Raw genomic sequence first — 25,608 nt, forward strand, 5'->3', positions numbered from 1 at the left:
GCCTCCAGACGTCCGATTGCGCGGCGCCACGAACGTGACCCGCATCCCTGCGAAGCGATGGCCGATCGGGGCCAGCCGATCAAGTCGCCGCCCGCTCGAAAACCCGGCAACGACCGTCTATCGCACATGAACAGACAAATGTGTCGTGCCTGCGAACCCTCTCCATCGACAGGTGGCACGACGGCGGTCGCGCCTCAGGCGTCGTGGCGCGCCACCACTTCGAGGATCTGCGCGCCGTAGCTCTGGACCTTCTTGTTGCCGAAACCGGTGATCTCGTGCAGCGCGCCGTGTGTCCTCGGCCGCCGCTCGACGATCTCGACCAGCGAGCGATCGTGGCAGACCACATAGGGCGGCACCGACTCCGCCGCCGCCAGCTCGGCCCGCAGCGAGCGCAGCGCATCGAACAGCCGGCGGTCGCGCTCCGAAAGTTTGTCGCTGGTTGCCGCCCGCCCCGACCGGCCGCGTTTCGATGGCGCCTTCTGGCGCACGCGAATGTGGAAGGTCGCCTCCCCCCGCAGCAGATTGCGGCAGCGATCCCCGAGCTTGAGGCCCCCGAAACCATCCTGCAGGACCTCGAGATGGCCTTCCGCCACCAGTTGTCGCAAGAGGCCCTTCCAGGCTGCCGCGTCGAGTTCGCCACCGATTCCGAAGGTCGAAACCCGGTCGTGGCCATTGCGGATGATGCGCTCGTCCGCCTTGCCCAGCAGCACATCCACGACATAGGCCATGCCGAACCGCTGGCCCGTGCGATAGACCGTCGAGAGCGCCTTGCGGGCGGCCACGGTGGCATCGAGTGTTTCGGGCGGCTCGAGGCAGTTGTCGCAGTTGCCGCAGTTTCCCGGATGACGTTCGTCGAAGTAGGCGAGCAGCCGCTGGCGCCGGCAACCGACCGCTTCGCAAAGCCCGACCAGGGCATCGAGCTTGCCGTGCGAGACGCGTTTGAAGTCGTCGGCCGCCTCCGACTGGTCGATCCACTGCCGGTAGGTGACGATGTCGGAGACCGAATAGGCGAGCCAGGCGTCGCAAGGCTCGCCGTCCCGCCCGGCGCGGCCCGTTTCCTGGTAGTAGGCCTCGATCGACTTCGGCAGGCTGAGGTGCGCGACGAAGCGCACGTCCGGCTTGTCGATCCCCATGCCGAAGGCGATGGTGGCAACGACGATCAGCCCGTCCTCGGCAAGGAAGCGCTCCTGGTGACGGCGGCGCACGTCGGCCTCGAGCCCGGCGTGATAGACGAGCGCCTCACGGCCTTTTCGATTGAGGAAGTCGGCGACCTCCTCGGCCTTGCGCCGCGAGAGGCAGTAGACGATGCCGGCCCCCTTGGGGTGCTCGCGCGCGATGAATTGCCAGAGCCGCTCGCGGGCGTTGTCGCCCTCGGTGATCATGTATCGGATGTTCGTGCGATCGAAGCTCGAGACGAACTGCTCGGCCCGCTCGAGCGAGAGTTCGCCGACGATCTCGGCCCGTGTGCGCGCGTCCGCCGTCGCGGTCAGTGCGATGCGCGGCACGCCCGCAAAACGCGAAGCGAGCACCCGAAGCTGGCGGTATTCCGGCCGGAAGTCGTGCCCCCACTGCGAAACGCAGTGCGCCTCGTCGATGGCGAAGAGGGCGATGGGCACGCTGTCGAGCAGGCCGAGCATGCGTTCGGTGACGAGCCGCTCCGGCGCCACGTAGAGCAGATCCAGTTCGCCGCGCATGAGGTCGTCCTCGACGACGCGTTGCGCCCACGGCTCGATGCTCGAATTGAGGAATGCCGCGCGCACGCCGAGTGCGGCGAGCGCATTGACCTGGTCCTGCATCAGGGCGATGAGTGGCGAGACGACGACGCCGACCCCGTCTCGGACCAGGGCCGGAATCTGGTAGCAGAGCGACTTGCCGCCGCCGGTCGGCATCAATGCGAGGACATCGCGTCCGGCGAGCACCGCCTCGATGATGCCGGACTGCTCCAGCCTGAAGGAGCGGTATCCGAAGACGCGCTCGAGAATCTCTTGGGCCCGCTGCATGACTCGTCGCTAGCAGAGCCCGGCCGGCGCTTCGACCGCCGCGACAGTGCTTTCCACCAGTTCGTCGCCATTCAGTGGCGGTTCATCGCCCCGCGGCTAGTCTTCTTCGTGAGCCTGCAAGACCGTCCGTCGCGATGGTCACTGGTGTGAGTTCAAACGGTCGCCGAAACCGGCTAGTCTAGTGCTGTCGCAAGGCGGTTACGGTAAGACCGAGCAACGCGAGAGGGATGACATGACGATGATGACCCGCGGTTTGCTGACGATCGTGGCGACGGCCGGGCTTTCGGTACTGCTCGCCGCCCCGAGCTTCGCCGACGCCAACTGCAAGGCCTATGCGCTGGCTTCCGCCAAGCAGGCCAAGGACAACGAGGACCGCCGTTGCGGCTTCACCGGCGACGACTGGTCCAAGGACATCGCCGTGCACGAGGCCTGGTGCGAGACCGTGACGCCCGACGAGTGGCGCGCCAAGCTCGCCGAGCGCACGCAGAGCCTTGCTGGCTGCAAGTAGCCCCGCCCGCGCAATTCGGGATTCGGTTGGACGACAGGCACTCGAGTTGTCGCGACCTGAAGACCGCGAACGGTTCCAAGCTCCACCAGCAATGAAAAAGGGCGGCCACAGGGGCCGCCCTTTCGTCTTGTTCCGATTGTGCGGAACGTCTTACATCATGCCGTCCATGCCGCCCATTCCGCCCATGCCGCCCGGCATGTGGCTGTGGCCCTTGTCATCCTTCGGAGCCTCGGCGATGCCGGCTTCCGTGGTGATGAGGAGCGAGGCGACCGACGCGGCGTCCTGGAGCGCCGTGCGCACGACCTTCGCCGGGTCGATGATACCCTTGGCGAACATGTCGACGTACTCGTCGTTCTGGGCGTCGTAGCCGAAGCCGACCGACTTCGACTCGAGCACCTTGCCGACCACGATCGAACCCTCGACGCCCGCGTTCGCCGCGATCTGGCGGATCGGGGATTGCAGGGCCCGGCGCACGATGTTGATGCCGGCTTCCTGGTCGGCGTTCTCGGCCTTGGTCTTGACGCCGTGCGAAGCGCGCAGGAGCGCGACGCCGCCGCCCGCCACGATGCCTTCCTCGACGGCCGCGCGGGTCGCGTTGAGGGCGTCGTCGACGCGGTCCTTCTTCTCCTTCACTTCCACCTCGGTCGCACCACCGACGCGGATGACGGCAACGCCGCCAGCCAGCTTGGCGAGACGCTCCTGGAGCTTCTCACGGTCGTAGTCCGAGGTGGTGTCCTCGATCTGCGCCTTGATCTGCGCGACGCGGGCGACGATCTCCTTCTTGGAGCCGGCGCCATCGACGATCGTGGTGTCGTCCTTCGTGATCGAGATTTTCTTGGCGCGCCCGAGCATGTCGACGGTGACGTTCTCGAGCTTGATGCCGAGGTCTTCGGAGATGACCTGGCCGCCGGTCAGGACGGCGATGTCCTGCAGCATGGCCTTGCGACGATCACCGAAGCCGGGTGCCTTGACGGCCGCGATCTTCAGGCCACCACGCAGCTTGTTGACGACCAGCGTGGCGAGCGCCTCGCCCTCGACGTCCTCTGCGATGATGAGGAGCGGCTTGGACGACTGCACGACCGCCTCGAGGATCGGCAGCATGGCCTGCAGGTTAGAGAGCTTCTTCTCGTGGATGAGGACATAGGGGTCCTCGAGGTCCGCCGTCATCTTCTCGGCGTTGGTCACGAAGTACGGCGAGAGATAACCGCGGTCGAACTGCATGCCCTCGACGACGTCGAGTTCGGTTGCGAGCGCCTTGGCTTCCTCGACGGTGATGACACCCTCGTTGCCGACCTTCTGCATCGCCTCGGCGATCATCCGGCCGATTTCGACGTCACCGTTCGAGGAGATGGTGCCGACCTGAGCGATCTCGCTCGAGTCCTTCACCTTCTTCGACATCTTGGTGATCTCGGCGACGACGTCGGCCACCGCGCGATCGACACCGCGCTTGAGGTCCATCGGGTTCATGCCGGCGGCGACGGCCTTGAGGCCTTCGCGAACGATCGCCTGGGCCAGCACGGTTGCCGTAGTCGTGCCGTCACCGGCCACGTCGTTGGTCTTGGAGGCCACCTCGCGCAGCATCTGCGCGCCCATGTTCTCGAACTTGTCCTCGAGCTCGATCTCCTTGGCGACGGTGACGCCGTCCTTGGTGGTACGCGGGGCGCCGAACGACTTCTCGATGATGACGTTGCGACCCTTCGGGCCGAGCGTCACCTTGACGGCGTTGGCGAGGATATCGACACCGCGCAGCATGCGCTCGCGGGCTTCGGACGAGAAGCGTACGTCCTTGGCTGCCATGTTCATTACTCCTTCAGTGGGCACGAGCAGGGGGGATCGCGCGCGCTGGCGGCGCGAATGCCCGTGCGTTTGCGTCATTCAGGTGGGAGGCGACGTGGTGGGTCAGGCGGCCTTCTTGGCGCTCGCGGCACCTTCGATGACGCCCATGATGTCGCTTTCCTTCATGATAAGGACTTCCTTACCATCGATCTTGACCTCGGTGCCGGACCACTTGCCGAACAGCACCCGGTCACCCACCTTCACGTCCATGGGGATGTACTTGCCATCCTCGTCGCGCGCGCCGGGGCCGACGGCGACCACTTCGCCCTGCTGCGGCTTCTCGGCTGCGGTGTCTGGGATGATGATCCCGCCGGCAGTCTTCGTCTCCTCCTCGACGCGCCGAACGACGACGCGATCCTGAAGCGGACGGAATTTCATGGGAAATCTCCGGTTCGTTTCGATTTGCTGATTTGTCTGTCTGGATGGTCTGTTAGCACTCCCCGAGGGCGAGTGCCAGTGAGCGCGAAATAGTTCATCGCCGCCGCGCTGTCAAGGGTGCCGAAGGCGATCCGCGAGACTTGTCGCGGCGATCGCCGACCGCTAGAGGATGGTCCGGCGCCTTGGGCTGTCGTCTAATGGTAGGACAACTGGTTTTGGTCCAGTTAATCTAGGTTCGAGTCCTAGCGGCCCAGCCAATTCTGCCCCCATCGACCGCGACGTTGTGGTCGATCGCGTGCCGCGCGTCGGCGGCGGAGATCGCGGCGCTGCGTGGGTTGTCGGAACCGGAGGCCGCCGATGGCACTCGTCGAAGTGACGCGCGGCGGCATCGTCGAATCCGCGCACGCTGGCCGTCTCGTGGTCGCCCGCTCCTCGGGCGAGGTGCTCCTGTCGTTCGGCGACGTGAATGGTCCGGTCTTTCCCCGTTCCGCCATCAAGCTCATCCAGGCGTTGCCGCTGGTCGAAAGCGGTGCGGCGGACGCTTTTCGCTTCGATGCGCGCGCCCTGGCTCTCGCCACGGCTTCCCATGGGGGCGAGCCCCGCCATGCCACCTGTGCGGCCACGATGCTGGCCGCTGCCGGAGCGGGTCCCGAGGCGCTGGAGTGCGGCGCCCACATGCCGACGACGCCGTCGGCGGCCAAGGCCCTGCGCGCCGCTGGCGAACGCTGCACCGCGCTTCACAACAATTGCTCGGGCAAGCACGCCGGCATGATCGCGACGGCCCGCCACCTCGGAGAGGTCCATTCGGGCTACGTCGAACGGGATCACGCCGTCCAGCAGCGTATCCGCTCCACGTTCGAGGAGGTCTGCGACGTCGACCTCGCCGCCGCTCCGGTCGGTGTCGATGGCTGTTCGGTCCCGACCTGGGCCATGCCGCTCCGATCGCTCGCGACCGGTTTCGCTCGGCTGTCCGATGGCCGCGGCCTCGGCGCCGTCCGCCTCGCCGCCGCCGCTCGGCTCATCGCCGCCGGCCTCGCAGAGCCCGCCTACGTCGCTGGCGAAGGACGTTTCTGCACCGGCGTCATGGAACTGCTCGCGGGTGCGGCCTACGTCAAGACCGGTGCCGAAGGTGTCTTCTGCGGCCTCCTGCCGGATCGCGGCATCGCCATCGCACTCAAGGTGGACGACGGGGCGACGCGTGCGTCCGAAGTCGCGATGGCGGCAGTGCTCGCGGCTCTGCTGCCCAACGAGCGCACCCGGCTCGCGCGTTACACGCAGCTCCGCCTGACCAACTGGACCGGGCGCGACGTCGGCGAAATCCGTCCCTCGGCTGCCCTCAACCAGGCGCTCTCCGGCCTGTGACCGCACGCTTGCCGCGCATTCCTTCGCGCGCCATGTCGACGACGAGCGCTGTAAGGCGCACGAGCCCCCTGCGCACCTCCTCGAACGTCGCCGGGCCATCACTTTCGAGGTCAGCCGGAATGTGCACGAAAATGACGGTGCCGCCCCGCCGGTCGAGGTCCGTCACCCCGAGGCCGTGGTAGTAGACCGCGTTGCAGAGATAGCCGCCGGCATCGCGTGATATGCGGCACGCCCCGACCGCGCCGACGTCGCCAGCCGCCATCCGGCGGGCGATCTCGGCGACATCGAAGCGCGGCCGCCTCGACTCGGGCCGCCATTGCTCCGTGGCAACCTTTGGAGGCAGGCGGCCCGCCGCGTCGGCCAGCGCCTGCGAACGGCGCCGTCCGACCGCCTCGATCTCGATCCCACGCCCCGCCCTGCTGACGCCGAGGCTGATGACGATGTCCGGCGAGAGTTCCGCAAGCGCGCGTGAAAAACTTTCCTCGGCCTCGCCCCAGATCGTTGCAAGCGGCCGCGCGACGGCCCTGGTGACACCCTCGATCGCGCCGACCTGCTGCTCCAGGGCCTGCGCCATGTCCCAGGAAACGTTGTGCTCGACACCGGGGAATGGTCCGAATCCGGTCAGCAGCACGACGAGGCCGTCCCCGTCCGTCGCGCGACCCATCCGGGGCCTGCTGCGCCGTGTGGTTGTCATCGCTCCATGATCTCGGCGAGACGGGCGACGGCCATGGCCGGCGAAAGCGAGCCATCCCGCACCTGCGCCTCCAGTACCGGGAGCTGCTCGGCGACACGCCGGTTCGAGAGGGCTCGGGTCATGATGTGGTCCTCGAGCATGTCGTGCATCCAGCGCACCGCCTGTCGGCGACGGCGCTCGTCGAAGAGCCCGCGCTCGGTCATCACCCGGCGATGCTCAAGGATCGTGCGCCAGAGTTCATCGAGCCCCATGTTGGCGAGCCCGGAGACGGTGAGCACGGGCGTCGGCCAGGGCGCATCGTGCGGCGTCAGGATGTTGAGCGCTGCCCGGTATTCGCCGGCCGCGCGTTCTGCGCGCACCTTGTTGTCTCCGTCGGCCTTGTTGACCGCGATGATGTCCGCGAGTTCGAGGATGCCCTTTTTGATCCCCTGCAACTCGTCGCCCGCTCCCGGCAATGCGAGCACCAGGAAGACGTCGACCATGTCGGCGACCGCCGTCTCCGACTGCCCGACTCCGACTGTCTCGACGATCACCACGTCGAAGCCCGCCGCCTCGCAAAGTGCCATGGTCTCGCGCGTGCGCCGCGTCACGCCGCCGAGCGTGCCGGCCGTCGGCGAAGGGCGGATGAAGGCCGAAGGCTCGGTGACGAGCTGCGCCATTCGTGTCTTGTCGCCGAGGATCGAGCCGCCCGTGCGCGACGATGTCGGATCGACCGCTAGCACGGCCACTCGGTGGCCAGCGCCCGTTAGGTTCGTTCCGAATTGGTCGATGGTGGTCGATTTGCCGACGCCCGGAACCCCCGTGACGCCGATCCTGTGGGCCCGCCCCGTATACGTCAGCAGCGCCTGCATCAGCGCCTCTGCAAGCCGGCGGTGCTGTGGTTTGGAGCTCTCCACCAGCGTGATCGCGCGCGCCAGAACCGCGCGGTCGCCAGCCAGCACGCCATTGACGTAATCCTCGAGTTCGAGCGGCTTGCGCAGCGGTTGAGAGAGGATCATGCGTGGTCGGGCTCGCGTTTCGCATGAGGGTCACGCACCGCGCGCCCTTGCCACGAGGATGAGCTTGCGGGATGGTCCTTTCAAGGTGGGCGAAAGACCTATGCTCCCGTCATGTTGCTGTCAAACGGGGGTGCTCTGACGCCGAGGCGACGTGCCCCCGGTGCGTGCCCACCCGGCGCTCGTGTTGTGAGGATGGCAGCCATGTTGGACCAACTCGCCGAACTGCCCTTTGCCGACATCGTGTTCTCGCCTGTCGCGGCGACGACACTCGCGGTTTTCGCGGTTCTCTATGCGCTCTGGTTGATCGTTCGCCGCTCGCGCTATTCTTCGCTCGGTTACGCAGGCGGCTGGTTTGCGGTGTTCGGCGCCGCTGGCTTCGCGCTGGCCATTGCCATCTTCACTATCGGCGACGGCGCCTACATGTCCGCGCCGATGGAGGAGCGTGCGCCCAGCATGTCGAGGGACGACGGCGAGGCGGTGGCACCGCGCCGCGGGCCCACTGCTGCCCCCTCCCGCCCGGCGGCGCCCGGCGGCGGTTCCGGCGGCAGTGATTTCACCGGCCTCGGCCGAGGCGGCACCGGCGACGGCGGCGGCGGCACGTCCACCGGCACGATCGGAGGCGGAGAGGCTGCCGGTGGCGAGAGTGCCGGCGAAGGCGCGAGCGAGAGCGTCGAGGAGAGCGAGCCCGCACCCCGTCCCAAGCGGCGAAAAATTGCCGAGCCCGTCGAGCAACCGGCAACCAGCGTGCCCAAGGCCCTGCCGAAGTCGCTCGAACGCGAATTCGTCGCGCCCGGCGCTCCCCGCTCCTCGCCGTCGCGCGATGTGGTTCTGGCGCCGCCGGCCGAGATCGAACCTCCCGCCGAGAGCGCGCCGCCGGAATCGGGCGCTGAGCCCTCGGTGGGCGCCTCTCCACGGACGGGGGCCCAGCCATTCGAGATGGCGCCCCGTTCGCTGACACCGCCCGCCGACAGCCAGGAGGTGGTATCTGAGCCGGCCCCGGAACCGTTCGAGACCGTCCGGGTCTTCTTCGGCACCGACCGGGCCGATGCTCCCGTCGAGCGTTCCGGCGTGATGTCGGTCGGCTACGGGTCCGAGCGCGGCCGGCGCCTCGCGCTCGGGGCTGCCAACGTCACCGTACCCTCCACGGTGCACCAGGCCGGCGAGGTCGAGCGACCGTTCGAACTGACGATCCTCGGTGTGACGATCTACCGCGAGAAGGAGGATCCGGCGAAGCACTTCACGATCGCCGATATCGCCACCATGAGCCCGGACGAGTTCGTTGCGGCCGTCAACGCCAAGCTTGCGGGCTCGCGGCACTACGAAGGCCACGCCATCGTTTTCGTCCACGGCTACAACGTCGCCTTCGATTCCGCGCTCTATCGCACCGCACAGATCGCCTACGACCTCGGTTTCGACGGTGCGCCGTTCCTCTATTCCTGGCCCTCCAATGGCTCGCTCGGGAGCTACGAGAGCGATCAGAACAACTCCGAGCAGGCCGAGCGCTATCTGCGCGAGTTCATCGATCTGGTTCTGCAGCGCACCAACGCCCGCCACGTCTCCTTCATCGCCCACTCGATGGGCAACAAGCCACTGCTCAAGGTGCTGAAGGAAATGCAGATCGCCGCCGAGGTGCGCTCTGATCTCAAGGTCAACCAGATCATCCTCGCGGCGCCCGACATCGACCGCGACGTCTTTGCCGATCTCGTTGCCGAGGTCGCCCCCCTCGGCCAGGGTGTCACGCTTTATGCCTCCGCCAACGACCGCGCCATGGTCGCATCGCGTGCCTACGCTGGCGGCATTCCGCGTGCCGGCGACATCTCGGAACTCGGCCCCGTCCTTGAGCAGGGCCTCGATACCATCGATGTCAGTGCCCAGAGCACTGCCGTCCTGGCATTGAACCACTCGACATACGCCGAGAAATCCGATCTCCTGGCCGATATCGGACGGTTGATCCTCGAGGGCGTGCGCCCGCCGCGCCAGCGCACCCCTGCCCTGGAGGAAAAAGAGCTCGACCGCCGCATCTACTGGCGCTTTCCACCGACCGGCAATTGATCGCCGGCAGAACGGGGAGGTCGGCTTGGGCTCCATGGTCGCTGGGAACGGGAAGCATGTGGCCACCACGATGGCGCCGGCCAGCGCCGACGTGGTCCTTCGCGGCGGCGAAGTGATCGATGGCACGGGTGCGCCGCGCTATCGTGCGGACGTCGCCATCTCGGGCGATCGCATCTTGGCGATCGGCGATCTCTCGGCCACCACCGCATTCCGCGACCTCGATGCCACCGGCCTCGTCGTTTCGCCGGGCTTCATCGACGCGCACACCCACGACGACCGCGCGCTCTGCGAAACGCCCGACATGACCCCCAAGCTCAGCCAGGGTGTGACGACCGTCGTTGCCGGCAACTGCGGCATCAGTCTCGCGCCGCTGGTGTTGGACCGTTTTCCGCCTCCGCCGATGCACCTTCTCGGTGACGAGCGGTTTTATCGCTTCGACAGCTTTTCCGCCCTCGCCGAACACCTCGGGCGCGACCGTGCGACCGTGAACTCGGCCATCCTCGTCGGCCACACGACGCTGCGCCACCGCCGCTTCGAAGGCTCGCTCGAGCGCCCGGCGCGCGATGGCGAACTCGCGGCGATGGTAGCCGATGTCGAGGAGGCGATGGCCCAAGGCGCGATCGGCTTGTCCACCGGGCTCGACTATCCCGAGAGCATCAAGGCCCCGTCCGAGGAGGTCTGCGCGCTCGCCCGTGCCGCGGCGCGCCACGGCGGGATCTATGCCAGCCACACCCGTGACTATTTCGTCGACATCGAGGGAGCGATAACGGAGGCCATCGACACCGCCCGCGATGCCGGCCTGCCGCTCGTCCTCTCCCACCACCAGGTTTCCGGCGCCGCCAACTTCGGGCGCAGCGTGAAAACGCTCGCCCTCGTCGCCGACGCCATCGCGCGCCAGGACGTCAGCCTCGACGTCTATCCCTACAACGCCTCCTCCAAGACCCTCGATCCGCAGCGCTGCCAGCCGGGCGTGCGCGTGCTCGTCACCTGGTCCGACCGCCATCCCGAGATGGCCGGCAAGGAGATCTCCGAGGTCGCCGCGATCTGGGGCACGGCAAGCAACATCGAGGCGGCCGAACGTCTCATCCCCGCCGGCGCGGTTTATTTCCAGCTCGACGAGGCCGATGTTCAGCGCATTCTGCGCTTTCCGCACGCCATGATCGGTTCGGACGGCATTCCCTTCGACAAGTTCCCCCACCCGCGCCTCTGGGGAACGTTCCCGCGCGTGCTCGGTCACTACGCTCGCGAGCTGAAGCTCTTTTCCCTCGAAGAGGCGGTGCACCGCATGACCGGCCTCACGGCGCGCAATTTCGGGCTGGCCGGGCGCGGCGTCGTGCGCGAGGGGGCTTATGCCGATCTCGTGCTTTTCGATCCGGCGACCGTGCTCGACCGGGCAACCTTCACCGATCCCCGCCAGACGGCGGCGGGCATCGTGGAGGTTTTCGTGAACGGCATGTCGTCGTGGTCGGGCGGTCGCCTGACGGGAGAGCGTGCCGGCCGCGTGCTCCGCCGGGAGGGGCGGCCCAACGCCGGCGCTGGCCTGCACTGACGGCAAAGAGAGCCGGCAGGCAAGGCCGAGGCGGGCAGGCCGACGTCATCGGAGTCGGCCAGCGGCCGCCGCCGTTCCCTACTCCGCCGCCTCCTTGGGCCCATAGCCGAGTTCGGCATTGAGCTTGGCAATGAGGTCGCCGGCCGCCTCGACGATGTTGGTTCCCGGTCCGAATACGGCCTTTGCCCCGAGCTTCAGCAGCGTCTCGTAGTCCTCCGGCGGAATGACCCCGCCGACCACGATCATGATGTCGCCTCGCCCCTGGAGTTCCAGTTCGGCCTTGAGTTCCGGCACGAGTGTCAGGTGCCCGGCCGCGAGCGAGGAGGCACCGATGATGTGCACGTCGTTCTCGATCGCCTGGCGTGCCGCCTCCGCGGGGGTCTGGAACAGCGGACCGATATCCACGTCGAAGCCGAGGTCCGCGAACGCCGAGGCGATCACCTTCTGCCCCCGGTCGTGGCCGTCCTGGCCCATCTTGGCGATCAGGATGCGTGGGCGCCGTCCCTCGTCGGCCTCGAAGGCCTCCACCAGTCTCTGCACCCGCGCCATGGCCTTGCCCATGGTGCCAACCTCCGTCTTGTAGATTCCGGCCACGGTCTTGATCTCCGCGCGATGCCGGCCATAGACCTCCTCGAGAGCGAGCGAGATTTCGCCGACCGTCGCCTGCGCACGCGCCGCCTCGACCGAGGCGGCCAGCAGATTTCCGCTCCCCGTCCGGGCGCACTGCGTGAGCGCGGCGAGCGCCGCCCGGCAATCCGCCTCTTTCCTTCGCGAGCGAAGCTCGGAGAGCTTTTCGATCTGACGCCGCCTGACGGCCGCATTGTCCACCTTGAGGATTTCGATCTTGCTCTCATCGGCGACGGCGAACTTGTTGACGCCGACGATGGTCTGGCGTCCGGAATCGATCCGGGCCTGGGTTCGGGCCGCGGCTTCCTCGATCCGGAGCTTGGGTATCCCCTGTTCGATCGCGCGCGCCATTCCGCCGAGTTCCTCGATCTCCCCGATGTGTTTCGAGGCACGTGTGGCGAGGTCGAGCGTCAGGCGCTCCATGAAATGGCTTCCGCCCCAGGGGTCGATCGTCCGGCAGGTGCCGGATTCCTTCTGGAGGACGAGCTGGGTGTTGCGTGCGATCCGGGCGGAAAAATCGGTCGGCAGGGCAAGCGCCTCGTCGAGCGCGTTCGTGTGCAGCGACTGCGTGTGACCCTGGGTGGCGGCCATGGCCTCGATGCAGGTGCGCGTGACGTTGTTGAAGACGTCCTGCGCGGTGAGGCTCCAACCGGAGGTCTGCGAATGCGTCCGCAGCGACAGCGATCGCGGATCCTTGGGCGCGAACCGTGTCATGAGGCGCGACCAGAGCAGGCGGGCGGCCCGCAGCTTGGCGACCTCCATGTAGAAATTCATCCCGATGGCCCAGAAGAAGCTGAGCCGGGGCGCGAAGGCATCGACGTCGAGGCCCGCATCGAGCCCGGCGCGCACGTATTCGATGCCATCCGCGAGCGTGTAGGCGAGTTCGAGGTCCGCCGTCGCTCCCGCCTCCTGCATGTGATAGCCCGAGATCGAGATGGAATTGAACTTCGGCATTTTCTCGGAGGTGTAGGCGAAGATGTCCGAAATGATCCGCAGCGAGGGTGACGGAGGATAGATATAGGTGTTGCGGACCATGAACTCCTTGAGAATGTCGTTCTGGATGGTCCCGGAAAGCTGGGCGGGTGTCACGCCCTGCTCCTCGCCCGCCACGATGAACAGCGCGAGGATCGGCAGCACCGCGCCGTTCATGGTCATGGAGACGGAAATTCGATCGAGCGGGATGCCGTCGAACAGCGTGCGCATGTCGAGGATGGAATCGATCGCGACGCCCGCCATGCCGACGTCGCCCTTCACGCGTTCGTGGTCGGAATCGTAGCCGCGGTGGGTCGCGAGATCGAAGGCGATCGAGACGCCTTGCTGGCCGGCCGCGAGGTTGCGCCGATAAAAGGCGTTCGATTCCTCGGCTGTCGAGAACCCGGCATACTGGCGGATGGTCCAGGGTCGCTGCGTGTACATGGTCGGATAGGGACCACGCACGAACGGGGCGAGCCCCGGCCAGCTGTCGAGGAACGCGATGCCGGCCGTGTCGTCCGCCGTGTGCCGCGACTTGACCGCGAGCCCTTCGGGTGTGACCCAGGTCGCGATATCCTCTCCGCGTCCCGCAGGCGCGCCAGCGCTCGCCCGTCCGGTGCTCCGGAGGGCGACTTCGGCGAAGTTCGGGAGTGACGACATTTTGCTCTCCCTAGGTCCGATGAGCGCCGGCTGCATCCCGTCCAGCGTCCGCGAGCAATCGCGCAACGACCTCCGAGAGCACCTCGACCCGGTTGCTGCGGGCGTGAACGAATGCCTCGACGCCAGCGCCCGCAAGCTCCCCCTCGATCGCGCCGGGCTTGCCGGCGAGCATGACGAACCCGGCTCCGCCCGCCTTTGCCCGCCGCGCCGCCTCGCTCGCGCCGACCGCATAGTCGGCATCGCTGCCGCAAATGCACACCACCGCCGCTCCCAGTTCATCATCGGCAGGGCCGCTGCCATCGGCCGCCAGCTCGAGGTTGTGGCAGGCGATCCCGGCGGCCCCGAGGAGGTTGCGCATGAAGCCTTCGCGCGCCCCGTGGTCGGCCCGGCGACCGAGGCAGACGAGGGTTACGCCAGGTCGCTCCGCGCCGTGCGCGGCCGCCGCAGCTTCGATGCGCGCGCGCAGGTCCTCGAATTGCGCTCCGTCGCGGAACGGGGTGAGCGGCACCGCCTCGCGCTCGCTACGCCGCGTCCCGCCTGCGACCGGGTGCGGTTCGACCGCCCCGCTCGCTCCGCCGAGGTCGGCGAACCCGGTCATGCCGATCAGTTCCTCCCGGCCCCCCGCTTGGCGCTCGGCCCGGCGTTCGGCGGTCCGCGCGATCCGCTCCTGCACGATGCCATCGAGCAGCGCATGCTCCATGCCGCCGCGCCGCTCGATGTCCTGGAACAGCTCCCACGCCCGCGCGGCGAGCGCATCCGTCAGGCTCTCGACGTACCAGCTCCCCGCCGCCGGGTCCGTGACGCGGTCGAGACAGGCTTCCTCCTGGAGGATGATCTGGGTGTTGCGCGCCATGCGCCGCGCATGCCCGTCCGGCTGTCCGACGGACCAGGTATGAGGCAGCACACTGATCGCGTCCGCGCCGCCGAAGGCCGCAGCCGCAACGGCGATCGTGTTGCGCAGCATGTTCACATGGGTCTCGTGCCTGGCCAGCATGCGCTCGGAGGTTTCAGCCAAGATTTCGATCAGCCCCGGCCGCTGTTCGACGCCCGAAGCCTCGAGCACGCGTGCGAGCGTCGACCGCAGGGCACGCAGTTTGGCGATGACCAGGAACTGGTCGGCATCGGCCCCGACAACCACTGCGAGCGCCGAAAACGACTTGGCCGGCGAGACGCCTTCGCGCTCGAGGGCACGCGCGTACGCAACCGCCGTTGCAAGCACCGCCGCGATTTCCTCGGCCTCGCTCGCCCCGGCGTTGTGGTAGGGCCGCCCGTCCGCCAGCAGCAAACGCACACCCGGCCGGCGGCCGACGTTGGCGGCCGCGAAAAGCGCGAGCGTCTGTAGGGCATCGTGCGCCCGATCCTCGAGTACGCCGACCCGTGCGAGCGCGCCGAGCGGATCGGCATTGATGGCGCCGCGCGCCACGCCGTCGGCGATCCCGCGCTCCTGCCAGATCGCGGCGAGCGACTGCGCCGCCCCGAGGTAGTCTTCGCCCGCCTCGAGGCCGATCGAAATCATGTCGAGATGGACGCCCTCGAGCGCGGCCGCGATCGCCTCGTGACGCGGCCTGAGCCCGAACTGCCCGGGTGCCTCGAGCCGCAGGGTGATCGAGGTGACGCCACCGGCAAGATCCTCGAGGATCGCCGCGTTCGTGGCTTGGGCATCGGGTGAGGCATGCAGCTGTCGGATATCCCAGGCGCGCCGCCCGTCGGGCCAGACCGCGCGCCCATCGACCAGCGCCGGGGCCGGGCGCGCAACATCCGCCCGTTCATAGAGCGGCCGCACCTTGATGCCATCGAGTGTTTCGATCGCGAGGCTCTGGTTCGGATCGCGACCGCCGAGCGCTTTGCTGGCGAGTGCCAGCCACGTATCGCGCGAGCCGGCGGACGCACTCGCGGCAAGCATCGCTCTGATATCGTTGTCGCCCGGCTTCATCCTGCCATCCCATGGGAGCCCGGCATCGACCATGCCGATCGCCGGTCCGAACCGATCGCGGACAAGTCGTTGTCTGGTTGCGATCGACCGGGCCGGCTGCTCGGCTGGAACTCCTGCTCCGTACCGCCGGGCTCTATGGAAGATGTATAGCCGAACACCGAAGGCGAAAGAATGCGGCCTTCGATCAACGGGGACCCTGCACCTGCGCCGAGGGTCAATACGTCATGATCGCCGGCAGTTCCTTGGCCTGTGCGACCCACTTTTCGACCTGCTTCAGGCTCGGCAGCTGCCGCACCATCTTACGCTTGGCGTTCGCCTCGACCATGGCCTTGTGGAGGTTGTCGGGCTTGCGCATTTTCAGCTCCTTGACGGTGTCGACACCCGCCGCCTCGAGCAGCTCCGAGTATTCCTCGCCGACGCCGCGAATGCGCATCAGATCGCAGAAGTTCGTCCACTTGAGGATGAGCTTCTCGTCGATGCCCACCACATCGGCCAGTTCCTTGCGCCCTTTCTTGGAGGCGCCCCGTTCCAGGAGCTGATCGGTTCTCTTGACGCCGGCCTGGCGCAGCTTTTCGCCATAGACCTTGGCAATGCCTTCCACAGTCTCGATTTTGTAGCGCATCGGTGCCTCCAATGGCGCGGTCGATTGCCCGTTCGGGCGGGATGACGGGCCGTACCGGCGGTCCGTCAAAGTACGGAACGCAACCCTGGAACCGCAGCGAGGAGCTGATCGACGACATCGTCCCCGGCCCGTTCGCGGGCGAACGAAACAACTTCGGACCCGGCCGCCTTGGCCTGGTCGATACTCAATCCTTCGGCGTTCAGCTTGCCGAGCGCCTCGGTCAGCGGGTTGCCGCCGGCCATCGCCCCGAGAGCGCCGCCGAGCAATCCCCCGAGACCGCCGCCACCGCCGCCGAGCAATCCGCCGATTCCGCCGGCAGCCGCCTGCGGTGCCTCGACCGCCTGCTGAGCGCGCTCGATCAGCGCGCCGGCTTCCGGCATCGCCGCAACCAGGTTCTTCAGCGGACCCTCACCGGCCTCGCTCTGGAAGAGACCGAGGATGATGCCGACAACACGCTCGGCCACGTCGGGCGCGATACCGACCTTCTCTACGATCCTCGAAATCAGTTCTTCCATGCCTGCCGATTCTCCTCTGACGACCGTTTGGCTCATGCCCGATTCATCCAATGCCGCATAGCCCAAAGGTGTCAACACGTTGCCATCGGTTGTTTGCAATTCGCCGCTCAGCGACTAAGCCTCTTGTTGAAACCAGCGGAGTTCGGCGCACGATCGCGCCTCGCCAACAGCGCCGGGGGAGCCATGCTGACGCAAACCGACATCTATCTCGGCACGAGCATCAAGCCGGAATATCTTTCTCTCAAGCTCGCCAATCGCCACGGTCTGATCACCGGCGCGACCGGCACTGGCAAGACCGTCACGCTCCAGATCTTGGCGGAGGGCTTCTCCAATCACGGCGTCCCGGTCTTCTGCGCCGACGTCAAGGGCGACCTCTCCGGGGTCGCGATGCCTGGCGTTTCGAAGGACTTCCTCGAAAAGCGCGCCAAGAAGATCGGTCTCGAGGAGTACGCCTACGAGGCCTGCCCGACGGTGTTCTGGGATCTGTTCGGCGAGCAGGGCCACCCCATCCGCGCGACCGTCGAGGAGATGGGGCCGCTCCTCCTCTCGCGCCTGCTGGATCTGAACGAGACGCAGGAAGGCGTTCTCAACATCGGTTTCAGGATCGCCGACGAGGAAGGCTTGCCGCTGCTCGATCTCAAGGATCTGCGCGCGCTGTTGGTCAACATCGGTGAGCGCTCCAAGGACCTGTCCCTCGAGTACGGCAACATCTCCACCGCCTCGGTCGGCGCCATCCAGCGCCGCCTCCTGGTGATCGAGGAGGAAGGTGCGTTCAACTTCTTCGGCGAGCCCGCGCTCGATATCCGCGATTTCATGCGCACGACCCGGGACGGGCGCGGCATGGTCAACGTTCTCGCCGCCGACAAGCTCATGCAGAGCCCGCGGCTCTATGCGACGTTCCTGCTCTGGCTGCTGACCGAGCTGTTCGAGGAACTGCCCGAGGTGGGCGATCCCGAAAAGCCGCGCCTCGTCTTCTTCTTCGACGAGGCGCACCTCTTGTTCAGCGAGGCACCGAAGGCGCTGCTCCTCAAGGTCGAGCAGGTCGTGCGCCTCATCCGCTCCAAGGGCGTCGGCGTCTATTTCGTCACGCAGAACCCGCTCGATGTGCCCGATACCGTTTCGAGCCAGCTCGGCAACCGCGTGCAGCACGCGCTGCGCGCCTTCAGTCCGCGCGAGCAGAAGGCGGTGAAGGCCGCCGCCAGCACCTTCCGCCCCAACCCCGAACTCGACACGGAGCGCGTCATCATGGAGCTCGGCGTCGGCGAGGCGCTCGTCTCGACGCTGGAGAACAAGGGAACGCCGTCGATCGTCCAGCGGACGCTGATTCGTCCGCCGTCCTCGCGCCTCGGACCGGTGACGGCCGAGGAGCGCAAATCGATCATCCAGCAGAGCCCTGTTCTCGGACAGTACGACAAGAGCGTGGACCGCGAGTCCGCCTACGAGATCCTCCAGCGCCGGACGACTGAGATCGAGGAACGCCGCACCGAGGCCGGCAGCGGCACGCTCGGCGGTCGCCGCGACATCGAGTACGAGCGGCACGGCGAGTTCCGGGTTCCCTCGACGCGTCGCGGCACCCGTCCCGAGGAGCCGCAATCGCGAGGGCGTACGACGTCGACATCGCGCTCGCGAGGCGGTCAGTCCATGGGCGATGCGTTTTCCAAGTCGTTGATCCGGTCGCTCGGTACGGCGATCGGCGGCGCCCTCGGGCGCATGCTGGGCGGTGGCCGGCGGCGTCGCTGATCGCCATCCCCGTGCGTTGCCGGCTCGCCCGCGGCGCGGTCCGCTCGTGTCCGTCATCCCTTCGTCGAGACCGCAGCGAGCTTTGATCGAGGTCAAGGCTCGCTGACCGGCACGCGCCGAGAGTGCTCGCCGTTCGGCGAGATCGACCGCGTGGCAGGGGGCTGCGGAGCTGCTCGCCCGGTGGTCCGTGGAGGGACGCGGCAAGTGGATCTCGCGGCGCTGACCAATCGGCTGGGCGACGAAGTGACGCTCGCGCTCGCCGGCTTGGCGATCGGGTTGGCCTTCGGCGCCCTCGCTCAGCGCAGCCGGTTCTGCTTGCGCGCGGCCACCATCGAGTTCGCTCGAGGCGAACTCGGTCCGAAGGTGGCGATTTGGCTCCTTGCGTTCTTTTCCGCCGTCGCCGCGACACAGACCGCGATCGTCCTCGAATGGCTCGACGTCGGCGAGGCGCGTCAGCTCACCGCGCGCGGCAGCATCTCTGGCGCCATCATCGGCGGCGTGATGTTCGGGGCCGGCATGATCCTGGCGCGTGGTTGCGCCAGTCGGCTGCTGGTGCTCTCGGCGACCGGCAATCTGCGTGCCCTCCTCACCGGCCTCGTCCTGACGGTGGTGGCGCAGGCCTCGTTGCGGGGCATCCTCGCGCCCTCGCGTGAGTACCTGGCCGGGCTTTGGACCGTCGAGGGCGGCGACGTGCGTAATCTGCTCACCGCCGTTGGCACTGGTCCGCTCACCGGCGCCCTCCTTGGGTTCGCTGGCCTTGCCCTCGGCCTCTCGCTGGCACGCCGACGCGGCGTGGCGCCGATCGAAGGATTGTCGGCCGCGGCGCTGGGCACTGTCGTCGCCGCCGGCTGGCTGACGACCTATGGCCTCTCCCAGGTCGCCTTCGAACCCGTCCGCGTCGGCAGCGTCAGCTTCACCGGCCCTGCCGCCGACACGCTCATGGCCTTCATCAACGAGCGCTCCATTCATTTGAGTTTTGATCTCGGCCTCGTTCCGGGTGTGTTTGCCGGTTCGTTGCTCGCGGCGTTGGCGGCCCGTGAGCTGTCGCTGCAAGGCTTTTCAGGTGGCCCGAGCATGCTGCGCTACATCGCGGGCGCCGTGCTGATGGGCTATGGCGGCATGCTGGCGGGAGGTTGCGCGGTCGGCGCGGGTGTGACGGGTGGGGCCATCTTCGCGGTCACCGCATGGTTGGCGCTCGCCGCGATGTGGGCTGGGGCGATGCTGACCGACCGCATCGTCGATGGCCCGGCGCCCGCCGCGCACGAGCCTGCCCCCGCGAGGCCCTGAGAGCAGGGACCGCCTCGACCGGCGGCCCCTGTGTGGTCGGTCCCACCTCGGCGGGCGATCAGGTCGCTTTGCGTCTAGCTCACGTCGCCTAGCCCCGTCGCCCGGCTCGAGGGATGCATGCTCTTGCCGAGAATGTGGTCGCCCTTGCTGATCACGTCGCTGCTCGAGCCGACGATCAGTGGGTCGGGTCGCCCGACGACCCGCTCGTTCTTGCCCGTGTAGGGCAGCGTCGAAAGGAAATGCTTCATACAGTTGAGGCGCGCCCGCTTCTTGTCGTCCGATTTGACGATCGACCAGGGCGCGTCGGCGGTGTCGGTATAAAAGAACATCGCCTCCTTGGCTTCGGTGTAGTCGTCCCATTTGTCCAGCGACTGCCGGTCGATCGGCGAAAGCTTCCATTGCTTGAGCGGTTCGTGTTCACGAGCTGTGAACCGGCGCATCTGCTCCTCGCGGGTCACCGAGAACCAGTATTTGAAGAGGTGGATGCCGCTGCGCACCAGCATGCGCTCGAGTTCCGGGGCCTCGCGCATGAACTCGAGGTATTCGTTCGGCGTGCAAAAGCCCATGACGCGCTCGACCCCGGCCCGATTGTACCAGGAGCGGTCGAACAGCACGATTTCGCCACCGGCCGGCAGGTGCTGGATGTAACGTTGGAAATACCACTGCGTGCGCTCGCGCTCGGTCGGCTTGTCGAGCGCGACCACGCGCGCGCCGCGCGGGTTGAGATGCTCCATGAAGCGCTTGATGGTGCCGCCCTTGCCGGCGGCATCTCGCCCCTCGAAGATCAGGACCACTTTGGCGCTCGTGGCTTTGACCCAATCCTGCACCTTGAGCAATTCGATCTGCAGCTCCGCCTTGTGGCGCTCGTAGGCCGGGCGGCGCATCGGTTCGCGATAAGGGTATTCGCCGGTCTCGAAGATGCGCCGGATCGCCTCGGCGTCGTGGCGGAGCGCGGCGATCCGTTGTGCACCTGGTGAGGCATCATGCGGGGCCGTCGCCCCGATGCCATCGCCCATCGATGGCGCGGCCGCGGGTGGATCGTCGCTTCTCGCGGGCGGGTTCGCGTCGGGCGCGGATTTTGCGGTCGCCTGCGCCTCTGGCAGCGTCGGTGCGACGCCTTCGGCCTCGCCGGCCGCTCCGTTCGCGGCCGCGGCCTTGGCCTGCGCGGGCTTGCTCTCGACCGGGTTGGCGCCACTGTTGGCAGTTCGCGTGCCGCGACGTGGAGGCTCCGTGCTCATCGTCTCTCCCTCGAGAACCGGGTTTTCGAACGGCTCGTCGCTCGTGCACGCGACGACGGCGCATGCGACGAGTTCGTGACAGTCTACCACGCTGAAATTCGAGGCGACTTGATCGGGATCAAAGGTCGAGCGACGAGCGCGGGAACACACCGTCGGGCCGATGGAACGAAAACGCCCGGACCGCACGGGCCCGGGCGATGCTGTCGTCATCCGTTCGCAGTTCGCGGCGGGACGTCAGATGCCGTCGCACATGCCGGCGACGTAGTCCCAGTTCACCAGCTTGTCGAACCAGGCTTCGAGATACTTCGGCCGGGCATTGCGATAATCGATGTAATAGGAATGCTCCCAGACGTCACAGCCGAGGATCGGATCGGCGCCGTGCATCAGCGGGTTCTCACCGTTCGGGGTCTTCATGACGACCAGCGCGCCGTTCTTGACCGCGAGCCAAGCCCAGCCGGAGCCGAACTGCGTGACGCCGGCGTTGATGAAGTCGGCACGCACCTTGTCGTAGCCGCCGTAACCGGCAACCAGCTTCTCGACCTTGCCCGGCAGCTTGCTGCCACCACCGTTCGGCTTCATCCAGTTCCAGAAGTGCAGGTGGTTGTAGTGCTGGCCGGCGTTGTTGACGAGCCCGGCGTTCTTCTCCGCGAACGCCTTGCGGCAGATCTTGCTGAGCGAGAGCTGGGCGTAGTCGGTCCCGGCGGCCAGCTTGTTGCCGTTCTCGACGTAGGCGTTGTGGTGCTTGTCGTGGTGGAACTCGAGCGTCTCGCGCGACATGTGCGGTGCGAGCGCGTCGTAGGCGTAGGGCAGCGGGGGGAGCGCGAAGGCCATCTTGCTTCTCCGGCGTTGCTGGATGTTGGTGATGAGCATCGAAAGTCAGCGGGACGGTAGCTGCTCGCCGGCCGAGGCACAAGCGGACGCCACCCCGATGGGTTGCACGCCGGGTCTTCCCACATTCGCCGCCTCGGGCGCTCGCCGGGGCTAACGTTCGGTGAGGTTGCGCTCGCGCCAGAGTGCGGCCTCGCGTTCGGCGGCGCCGCGTTCGGCCTCGTTGAGGCGCATCAAGTAGCGATCGAGGGAGGGGTCCGTTGCGCCCCGCGCCCGCGCGAGGAGATACCATTTGGCGGCTTGGACGATGTCGGGCTCGACGATGTCGCCATAGGCATAGAGGCGGGCCAGCCGTGCCTGCGCCGGAGCGCTGCCAGCTTCCGCCGAGGCCGTCAGGTAGCGCACGGCCTTGGGCAAATCCTTGGCCACGCCCTCGCCCTTGGAGAGCATGATTGCGTATTCGAGCTGTGCTTCCGGCAAGCCGCGATCGGCTGCCCGCGCGATCCAGTAGGCGGCCCGCTCGGCACTCTTTTCGACGCCTTCGCCGCTGAGATAGAGGGCGCCGAGATCGTATTGTGCCGCCGCGTGGCGCTGCATGGCGGCCTTCTCCAGCCAGTGAGCCGCCGCCGCCATGTCGAGCGCACGCCCGTTGCCGCTCGCATGCAAGAGCGCGAGATTGTATTGCGCCTCCGCGATCCCCGCCTCGGCCGCCTCTGCAAAGAGACTGCCGGCCACGTCGTGGTCACGCGCGACACCCTGGCCGCGCACCAGCAGCATGGCGAGCGCGAACTTGGCGTTGACGTCGCCCCGTTTCGTGCCCTCGACGTAGTAGCCCGCCGCCTTCTCGAAATTCTGGGCAATGCCGAGCCCCTCCTCGTGCAGCCGACCGAGAAGCGTGAAGGCGGCGGCCTCGCCGCGCGCCGCCGCCGCCTCGGCTTGCGCGCGCGCGGCCAGATAACGGCCTTCATCGAACGCCGCAAAGGCCGGGTCCGCGATGGTCGCCGGTTGCTGCTGATCGGACCCGGTCCGCGTTACGTTGGCGGTCGGCACGGGCGGCTCGGCCGCCGACGCCCGCGGGCAGAACGGCCACCCGGCGAGGCTCGCAGCGAGTGTGCCGGTCAGCGCGGCTGCCGCGATGGAGAGCCGCCGCATCATCCGCTCATATCGTCGATGGCGCCTTGGACGGCCCTGAGGAACGCCTCCGATTGCGCGCTCTGCGTGGCCGGTAGCCGCAGCGCGAGGAAGTCCGCGCCGGCCTCGAGCGCCTCGCCGGCTTCAGCGACCGTCGTCACGTCCCAGGCCACCACCGGCACCTGGAAGAGGTCCGACCACCAGGCGATCATGCGCTCGTCGGGCATCGGCTCCCCGCCGTCGCCGTCCGCCCGGGTAGGCTGGCCGGAGTCTTCGCCGACATCCTCGGACTCCGTGCGCACCCACGCATCGACCCGAAAGGCGATGTAGTCGGCTCCTTCCTCGGCGAGCGTCATAGCGAGATCGCGCGTCTCACCGACGAGACAACCGACGACGCCGTCCCGCCCGACCCGCGCCCGCGCCGCCCGGTAATGCGCAAGCGCGACTTCTGGATCGAGATCGATGGCCGAAAGATCGAGGTGCACGCCATCCGCTGCGCTCGCCTCGAAGCCCTGCAGATTCGCAGGGTCGCTCGCCGGCACCGCAAGCAGCACTGCCGCACCGCCCGCCTGCAAATCGCCGATCCGATCCGGCTCGACCGGCGTCGTCAGTCCGCCGTCGCCTGCGTCCAGCAGCACGCAGGCGACGTCCAGCGTCCGCAGCAGGTCCGCGAGCCGCTCGTCGTTCGCGGGCGCGGCCGCTCCCGACAGCAGCAAATACAACCTCGGGGGTTGCGGATTGTCGTCCATCGCTCGCTGCTCCGGTCGCAAATGATGGCATCATTTCCGGCGATCTGCCATCGCCGGCCGGTCACCTGCCGTCCCTATTGGCCGCCAGATGGACGAAACGATGACACCGGGCGAGCGGTCACTGACCCAGCCCGGCGTCCCTCATGCCACTTGCCGTTCGTCGCCGGGCGGCGCCTGGCCCCCTCAGGCGGCCTTTTCGAGACCCGACGACCACTTGCCCGCCGCCGCCAGACCGTTCATGCGCGCGCGGTGCGAGAACGCGGCCTGACCGGCGCCGACGTTTGCCGACTTGCCACCCCAGGCCTTCAGCGCGGCCGCCTGCAGCGCGCGGCCGTAGGAGAACGTCAGCTTCCAGGGCAGCCCCCCGAGCGCGTTCATGGCCGAGAGGTGGGCTGTCGCCTCCTCGTCGGACTGCCCGCCCGAGAGGAATGCGATGCCCGGCACGCTGGAAGGCACGGTCGCCTTGAGGCAGCGTACGGTCTCCTCGGCTACATCCTCGACGCGAGCCTTCTGTCCAGAGAGCTGGCCCGGCACGATCATGTTGGGCTTCAGCACGATGCCGTCGAGCGCGACGCCCGCCTCGAAGAGTTCATCGAACACGGTGTTGAGCGTCCATTCGGTGACGCGGTAGCAGGTCGCCATGTCGTGCTTGGCATCCGGCCCGTCCATCAGCACTTCGGGTTCGACGATCGGCACGATGCCCGCTTCCTGGCAGAGCGCGGAATAGCGAGCCAGAGCATGCGCGTTCGCCTTGATGCACGACCAGCTCGGCCGCCCGCCGTCGCCGATCGTGATCACGGCGCGCCACTTGGCGAAACGCGCCCCGAGCTTGTGGTATTCCGCGAGCCGTCCGCCGAGGCCGTCGAGACCTTCGGTGATCTTTTCGCCCGAACGGCCGGCCATGTCCTTGGCGCCCGCATCCACCTTGATGCCCGGAACGGCGCCCGACGCCTTGATGATTTCGACGAGCGGCGTGCCGTCGGCGGCCTTCTGTCGCAGCGTTTCGTCGAAGAGGATCACGCCGGAGATGCAGTCGCGCATGGCGGGCGCCCGGAACAGCATCTCGCGGTAGTCTCGCCGGTTCGCCTCGGTGCACTCGGCGCCGATCGAGTCGAACCGCTTCTTGATGGTGCCGGAGCTTTCGTCGGCGGCCAGGATGCCCTTGCCGTCGGCCACCATGGCCCTTGCTATACCGTTCAGCGTTTCGCCCATTGTCGCCATCCCGAGTTCCTGAGTTGACATCCGTGATTGCCGTGCGTTTTAGCGCCAACCCGGCGAGAGGGCCAGCATTCGGGCGGAAACAACGGTGGGCAATCCGGCAAGGCGGTAAACCGTCCGCTGCGCCCTCAGTTGGCGCTTTCGAGTCCGTTCGTTTCGCTGCGCCGCTCGAGCAGGACGACGTCGCGCCAGCGCCCCGCCATGGGCCCGCCGAGCGGGGCGGGTGCCATGCGGGCGAGCCGCACGCGCACGCCCACCTCGCGAAAGCCGTGTGCCATGTGGAGCGTGATGCTGGCACTGTTCTCGGGGAACACCTGCGCCTGCAGCGTCCAGAACCCCGCGCCTTCCGCGTGCGCGACGAGGGCGCCCAGCAGGCCGTGCCCGATACCGCGCCCGCGTGCCGCCTCGGCGACGTAGATCGTGACTTCCGCCACCCCGCGATAGACCGCCCGCGCCGAGACCGGCGAAAGCGCGGCAAAGCCGACGACCTCGCCCCCCTCGCCGGTCGCAACGAGGCGGGTGCCGTCGATACGCGACGTCCACCATTTCTCGAAGGTCGGCACCGCGCTTTCGTATGTCGCGTGCCCCGTTGCGATGCCCTGCCCGTAAATCTCGAGGACGGCCGGCCCGTCCGTCTCCACCATCGGCCTCACAGCCAGCATGTCGCGCGCCTCGCTCCAACGACCGCACCCCGATGAACCGCGGATGAAC

General features: G+C 67.5%; 21 protein-coding genes and 1 tRNA gene. 7 read left to right on the plus strand and 15 right to left on the minus strand.

Features of this window, described 5'->3' with window-relative positions; all coding sequences use genetic code 11:
* Positions 1-194: 194 nt before the first annotated feature.
* On the minus strand, positions 195-2,000 hold the full coding sequence (gene recQ, locus GC150_03830; protein ID MBI1384024.1) for a DNA helicase RecQ: 1,806 nt from the start codon (positions 1,998-2,000) through the stop codon (positions 195-197).
* Between the two features lie 232 nt (positions 2,001-2,232).
* On the opposite strand from recQ, the gene GC150_03835 reads away from it, so the two are divergent.
* Complete coding sequence (locus GC150_03835) at positions 2,233-2,508, plus strand: hypothetical protein (protein MBI1384025.1); 276 nt, start codon at positions 2,233-2,235, stop codon at positions 2,506-2,508.
* A gap of 150 nt (positions 2,509-2,658) precedes the next feature.
* On the opposite strand, the gene groL is transcribed toward GC150_03835, so the two are convergent.
* Positions 2,659-4,305 (minus strand): chaperonin GroEL, encoded by a 1,647-nt coding sequence (gene groL / locus GC150_03840; protein ID MBI1384026.1) that lies wholly within the window; start codon positions 4,303-4,305, stop codon positions 2,659-2,661.
* Between the two features lie 102 nt (positions 4,306-4,407).
* The gene (locus tag GC150_03845; protein ID MBI1384027.1) at positions 4,408-4,722 is read right to left on the minus strand and encodes a co-chaperone GroES; all 315 of its coding nucleotides are present in this window, start codon (positions 4,720-4,722) and stop codon (positions 4,408-4,410) included.
* A gap of 183 nt (positions 4,723-4,905) precedes the next feature.
* Between GC150_03845 and GC150_03850 the strand changes: the two genes are divergently transcribed.
* Positions 4,906-4,979 (plus strand) — tRNA-Gln (locus tag GC150_03850).
* Positions 4,980-5,079: 100 nt separating this feature from the next.
* Positions 5,080-6,084: an asparaginase gene (locus tag GC150_03855; GenBank protein ID MBI1384028.1), complete on the plus strand. Its 1,005-nt coding sequence runs from the start codon at positions 5,080-5,082 to the stop codon at positions 6,082-6,084.
* Here the strand turns inward: GC150_03855 and GC150_03860 are convergent.
* Both GC150_03860 and meaB read right to left on the minus strand, forming a co-directional pair.
* Positions 6,059-6,778, minus strand: a complete 720-nt coding sequence (locus GC150_03860; GenBank protein MBI1384029.1) for a hypothetical protein — start codon at positions 6,776-6,778, stop codon at positions 6,059-6,061. The genes GC150_03855 and GC150_03860 overlap by 26 nt on opposite strands.
* Positions 6,775-7,776 (minus strand): methylmalonyl Co-A mutase-associated GTPase MeaB, encoded by a 1,002-nt coding sequence (gene meaB / locus GC150_03865; GenBank protein ID MBI1384030.1) that lies wholly within the window; start codon positions 7,774-7,776, stop codon positions 6,775-6,777. Before meaB ends, GC150_03860 begins: the two co-directional genes overlap by 4 nt.
* Positions 7,777-7,977: 201 nt before the next feature.
* Here meaB and GC150_03870 point away from each other — a divergent pair, with 201 nt between their 5' ends.
* Together GC150_03870 and GC150_03875 are read left to right on the plus strand one after the other, a co-directional pair.
* Positions 7,978-9,828, plus strand: a complete 1,851-nt coding sequence (locus GC150_03870) for an alpha/beta hydrolase (GenBank protein MBI1384031.1) — start codon at positions 7,978-7,980, stop codon at positions 9,826-9,828.
* A gap of 70 nt (positions 9,829-9,898) precedes the next feature.
* Positions 9,899-11,377 carry an amidohydrolase family protein gene (locus tag GC150_03875; protein ID MBI1384032.1) on the plus strand — a complete coding sequence of 493 codons (1,479 nt, stop codon included), beginning with the start codon at positions 9,899-9,901 and terminating at the stop codon, positions 11,375-11,377.
* A 78-nt stretch (positions 11,378-11,455) separates the two neighbouring features.
* Here GC150_03875 and scpA read toward each other — a convergent pair whose 3' ends face one another.
* From scpA to GC150_03895, 4 genes are all read right to left on the minus strand, one after another.
* Complete coding sequence (gene scpA, locus GC150_03880) at positions 11,456-13,636, minus strand: methylmalonyl-CoA mutase (protein MBI1384033.1); 2,181 nt, start codon at positions 13,634-13,636, stop codon at positions 11,456-11,458.
* 10 nt (positions 13,637-13,646) lie between these two features.
* Positions 13,647-15,602: a methylmalonyl-CoA mutase gene (locus tag GC150_03885; GenBank protein MBI1384034.1), complete on the minus strand. Its 1,956-nt coding sequence runs from the start codon at positions 15,600-15,602 to the stop codon at positions 13,647-13,649.
* Positions 15,603-15,783: 181 nt separating this feature from the next.
* Positions 15,784-16,191, minus strand: coding sequence for a DUF4332 domain-containing protein (locus tag GC150_03890; protein ID MBI1384035.1), 408 nt, complete (start codon positions 16,189-16,191; stop codon positions 15,784-15,786).
* A 65-nt stretch (positions 16,192-16,256) separates the two neighbouring features.
* On the minus strand, positions 16,257-16,742 hold the full coding sequence (locus GC150_03895; protein ID MBI1384036.1) for a DUF2267 domain-containing protein: 486 nt from the start codon (positions 16,740-16,742) through the stop codon (positions 16,257-16,259).
* 147 nt (positions 16,743-16,889) lie between these two features.
* On the opposite strand from GC150_03895, the gene GC150_03900 reads away from it, so the two are divergent.
* Positions 16,890-18,446, plus strand: coding sequence for a DUF853 family protein (locus GC150_03900; protein MBI1384037.1), 1,557 nt, complete (start codon positions 16,890-16,892; stop codon positions 18,444-18,446).
* 204 nt (positions 18,447-18,650) lie between these two features.
* Complete coding sequence (locus GC150_03905) at positions 18,651-19,733, plus strand: YeeE/YedE family protein (protein MBI1384038.1); 1,083 nt, start codon at positions 18,651-18,653, stop codon at positions 19,731-19,733.
* Positions 19,734-19,807: 74 nt separating this feature from the next.
* On the opposite strand, the gene ppk2 is transcribed toward GC150_03905, so the two are convergent.
* From ppk2 to GC150_03935, 6 genes are all read right to left on the minus strand, one after another.
* The gene (gene ppk2, locus GC150_03910; GenBank protein ID MBI1384039.1) at positions 19,808-20,971 is read right to left on the minus strand and encodes a polyphosphate kinase 2; all 1,164 of its coding nucleotides are present in this window, start codon (positions 20,969-20,971) and stop codon (positions 19,808-19,810) included.
* A 234-nt stretch (positions 20,972-21,205) separates the two neighbouring features.
* Positions 21,206-21,802 carry a superoxide dismutase gene (locus GC150_03915; protein ID MBI1384040.1) on the minus strand — a complete coding sequence of 199 codons (597 nt, stop codon included), beginning with the start codon at positions 21,800-21,802 and terminating at the stop codon, positions 21,206-21,208.
* A 150-nt stretch (positions 21,803-21,952) separates the two neighbouring features.
* Positions 21,953-22,954 carry a hypothetical protein gene (locus GC150_03920; protein ID MBI1384041.1) on the minus strand — a complete coding sequence of 334 codons (1,002 nt, stop codon included), beginning with the start codon at positions 22,952-22,954 and terminating at the stop codon, positions 21,953-21,955.
* On the minus strand, positions 22,951-23,679 hold the full coding sequence (locus GC150_03925) for a hypothetical protein (GenBank protein MBI1384042.1): 729 nt from the start codon (positions 23,677-23,679) through the stop codon (positions 22,951-22,953). Before GC150_03925 ends, GC150_03920 begins: the two co-directional genes overlap by 4 nt.
* Positions 23,680-23,862: 183 nt before the next feature.
* Positions 23,863-24,891, minus strand: coding sequence for a fructose-bisphosphate aldolase class I (locus GC150_03930; GenBank protein ID MBI1384043.1), 1,029 nt, complete (start codon positions 24,889-24,891; stop codon positions 23,863-23,865).
* 134 nt (positions 24,892-25,025) lie between these two features.
* A complete protein-coding gene (locus tag GC150_03935) occupies positions 25,026-25,559 on the minus strand; it encodes a GNAT family N-acetyltransferase (GenBank protein MBI1384044.1) in 534 nt (177 codons plus the stop codon).
* Between the last annotated feature and the right edge of the window lie 49 nt (positions 25,560-25,608).

It is taken from the genome of Hyphomicrobiales bacterium, assembly GCA_016125495.1.
In the GTDB taxonomy this organism is placed as follows: Bacteria; Pseudomonadota; Alphaproteobacteria; order Rhizobiales; family RI-29; genus RI-29.

Excerpts from the sequence above, each read along its gene's own strand:
- recQ (MBI1384024.1), bottom strand. The coding sequence starts at position 2,000 with ATGCAGCGGGCCCAAGAGATTCTCGAGCGCGTCTTCGGATACCGCTCC.
- GC150_03835 (MBI1384025.1), top strand. The coding sequence starts at position 2,233 with ATGACGATGATGACCCGCGGTTTGCTGACGATCGTGGCGACGGCCGGG.
- groL (MBI1384026.1), bottom strand. The coding sequence starts at position 4,305 with ATGGCAGCCAAGGACGTACGCTTCTCGTCCGAAGCCCGCGAGCGCATG.
- GC150_03845 (MBI1384027.1), bottom strand. The coding sequence starts at position 4,722 with ATGAAATTCCGTCCGCTTCAGGATCGCGTCGTCGTTCGGCGCGTCGAG.
- GC150_03855 (MBI1384028.1), top strand. The coding sequence starts at position 5,080 with ATGGCACTCGTCGAAGTGACGCGCGGCGGCATCGTCGAATCCGCGCAC.
- GC150_03860 (MBI1384029.1), bottom strand. The coding sequence starts at position 6,778 with ATGACAACCACACGGCGCAGCAGGCCCCGGATGGGTCGCGCGACGGAC.
- meaB (MBI1384030.1), bottom strand. The coding sequence starts at position 7,776 with ATGATCCTCTCTCAACCGCTGCGCAAGCCGCTCGAACTCGAGGATTAC.
- GC150_03870 (MBI1384031.1), top strand. The coding sequence starts at position 7,978 with ATGTTGGACCAACTCGCCGAACTGCCCTTTGCCGACATCGTGTTCTCG.
- GC150_03875 (MBI1384032.1), top strand. The coding sequence starts at position 9,899 with ATGGCGCCGGCCAGCGCCGACGTGGTCCTTCGCGGCGGCGAAGTGATC.
- scpA (MBI1384033.1), bottom strand. The coding sequence starts at position 13,636 with ATGTCGTCACTCCCGAACTTCGCCGAAGTCGCCCTCCGGAGCACCGGA.
- GC150_03885 (MBI1384034.1), bottom strand. The coding sequence starts at position 15,602 with ATGGTCGATGCCGGGCTCCCATGGGATGGCAGGATGAAGCCGGGCGAC.
- GC150_03890 (MBI1384035.1), bottom strand. The coding sequence starts at position 16,191 with ATGCGCTACAAAATCGAGACTGTGGAAGGCATTGCCAAGGTCTATGGC.
- GC150_03895 (MBI1384036.1), bottom strand. The coding sequence starts at position 16,742 with ATGAGCCAAACGGTCGTCAGAGGAGAATCGGCAGGCATGGAAGAACTG.
- GC150_03900 (MBI1384037.1), top strand. The coding sequence starts at position 16,890 with ATGCTGACGCAAACCGACATCTATCTCGGCACGAGCATCAAGCCGGAA.
- ppk2 (MBI1384039.1), bottom strand. The coding sequence starts at position 20,971 with ATGAGCACGGAGCCTCCACGTCGCGGCACGCGAACTGCCAACAGTGGC.
- GC150_03915 (MBI1384040.1), bottom strand. The coding sequence starts at position 21,802 with ATGGCCTTCGCGCTCCCCCCGCTGCCCTACGCCTACGACGCGCTCGCA.
- GC150_03920 (MBI1384041.1), bottom strand. The coding sequence starts at position 22,954 with ATGATGCGGCGGCTCTCCATCGCGGCAGCCGCGCTGACCGGCACACTC.
- GC150_03925 (MBI1384042.1), bottom strand. The coding sequence starts at position 23,679 with ATGGACGACAATCCGCAACCCCCGAGGTTGTATTTGCTGCTGTCGGGA.
- GC150_03930 (MBI1384043.1), bottom strand. The coding sequence starts at position 24,891 with ATGGGCGAAACGCTGAACGGTATAGCAAGGGCCATGGTGGCCGACGGC.
- GC150_03935 (MBI1384044.1), bottom strand. The coding sequence starts at position 25,559 with ATGCTGGCTGTGAGGCCGATGGTGGAGACGGACGGGCCGGCCGTCCTC.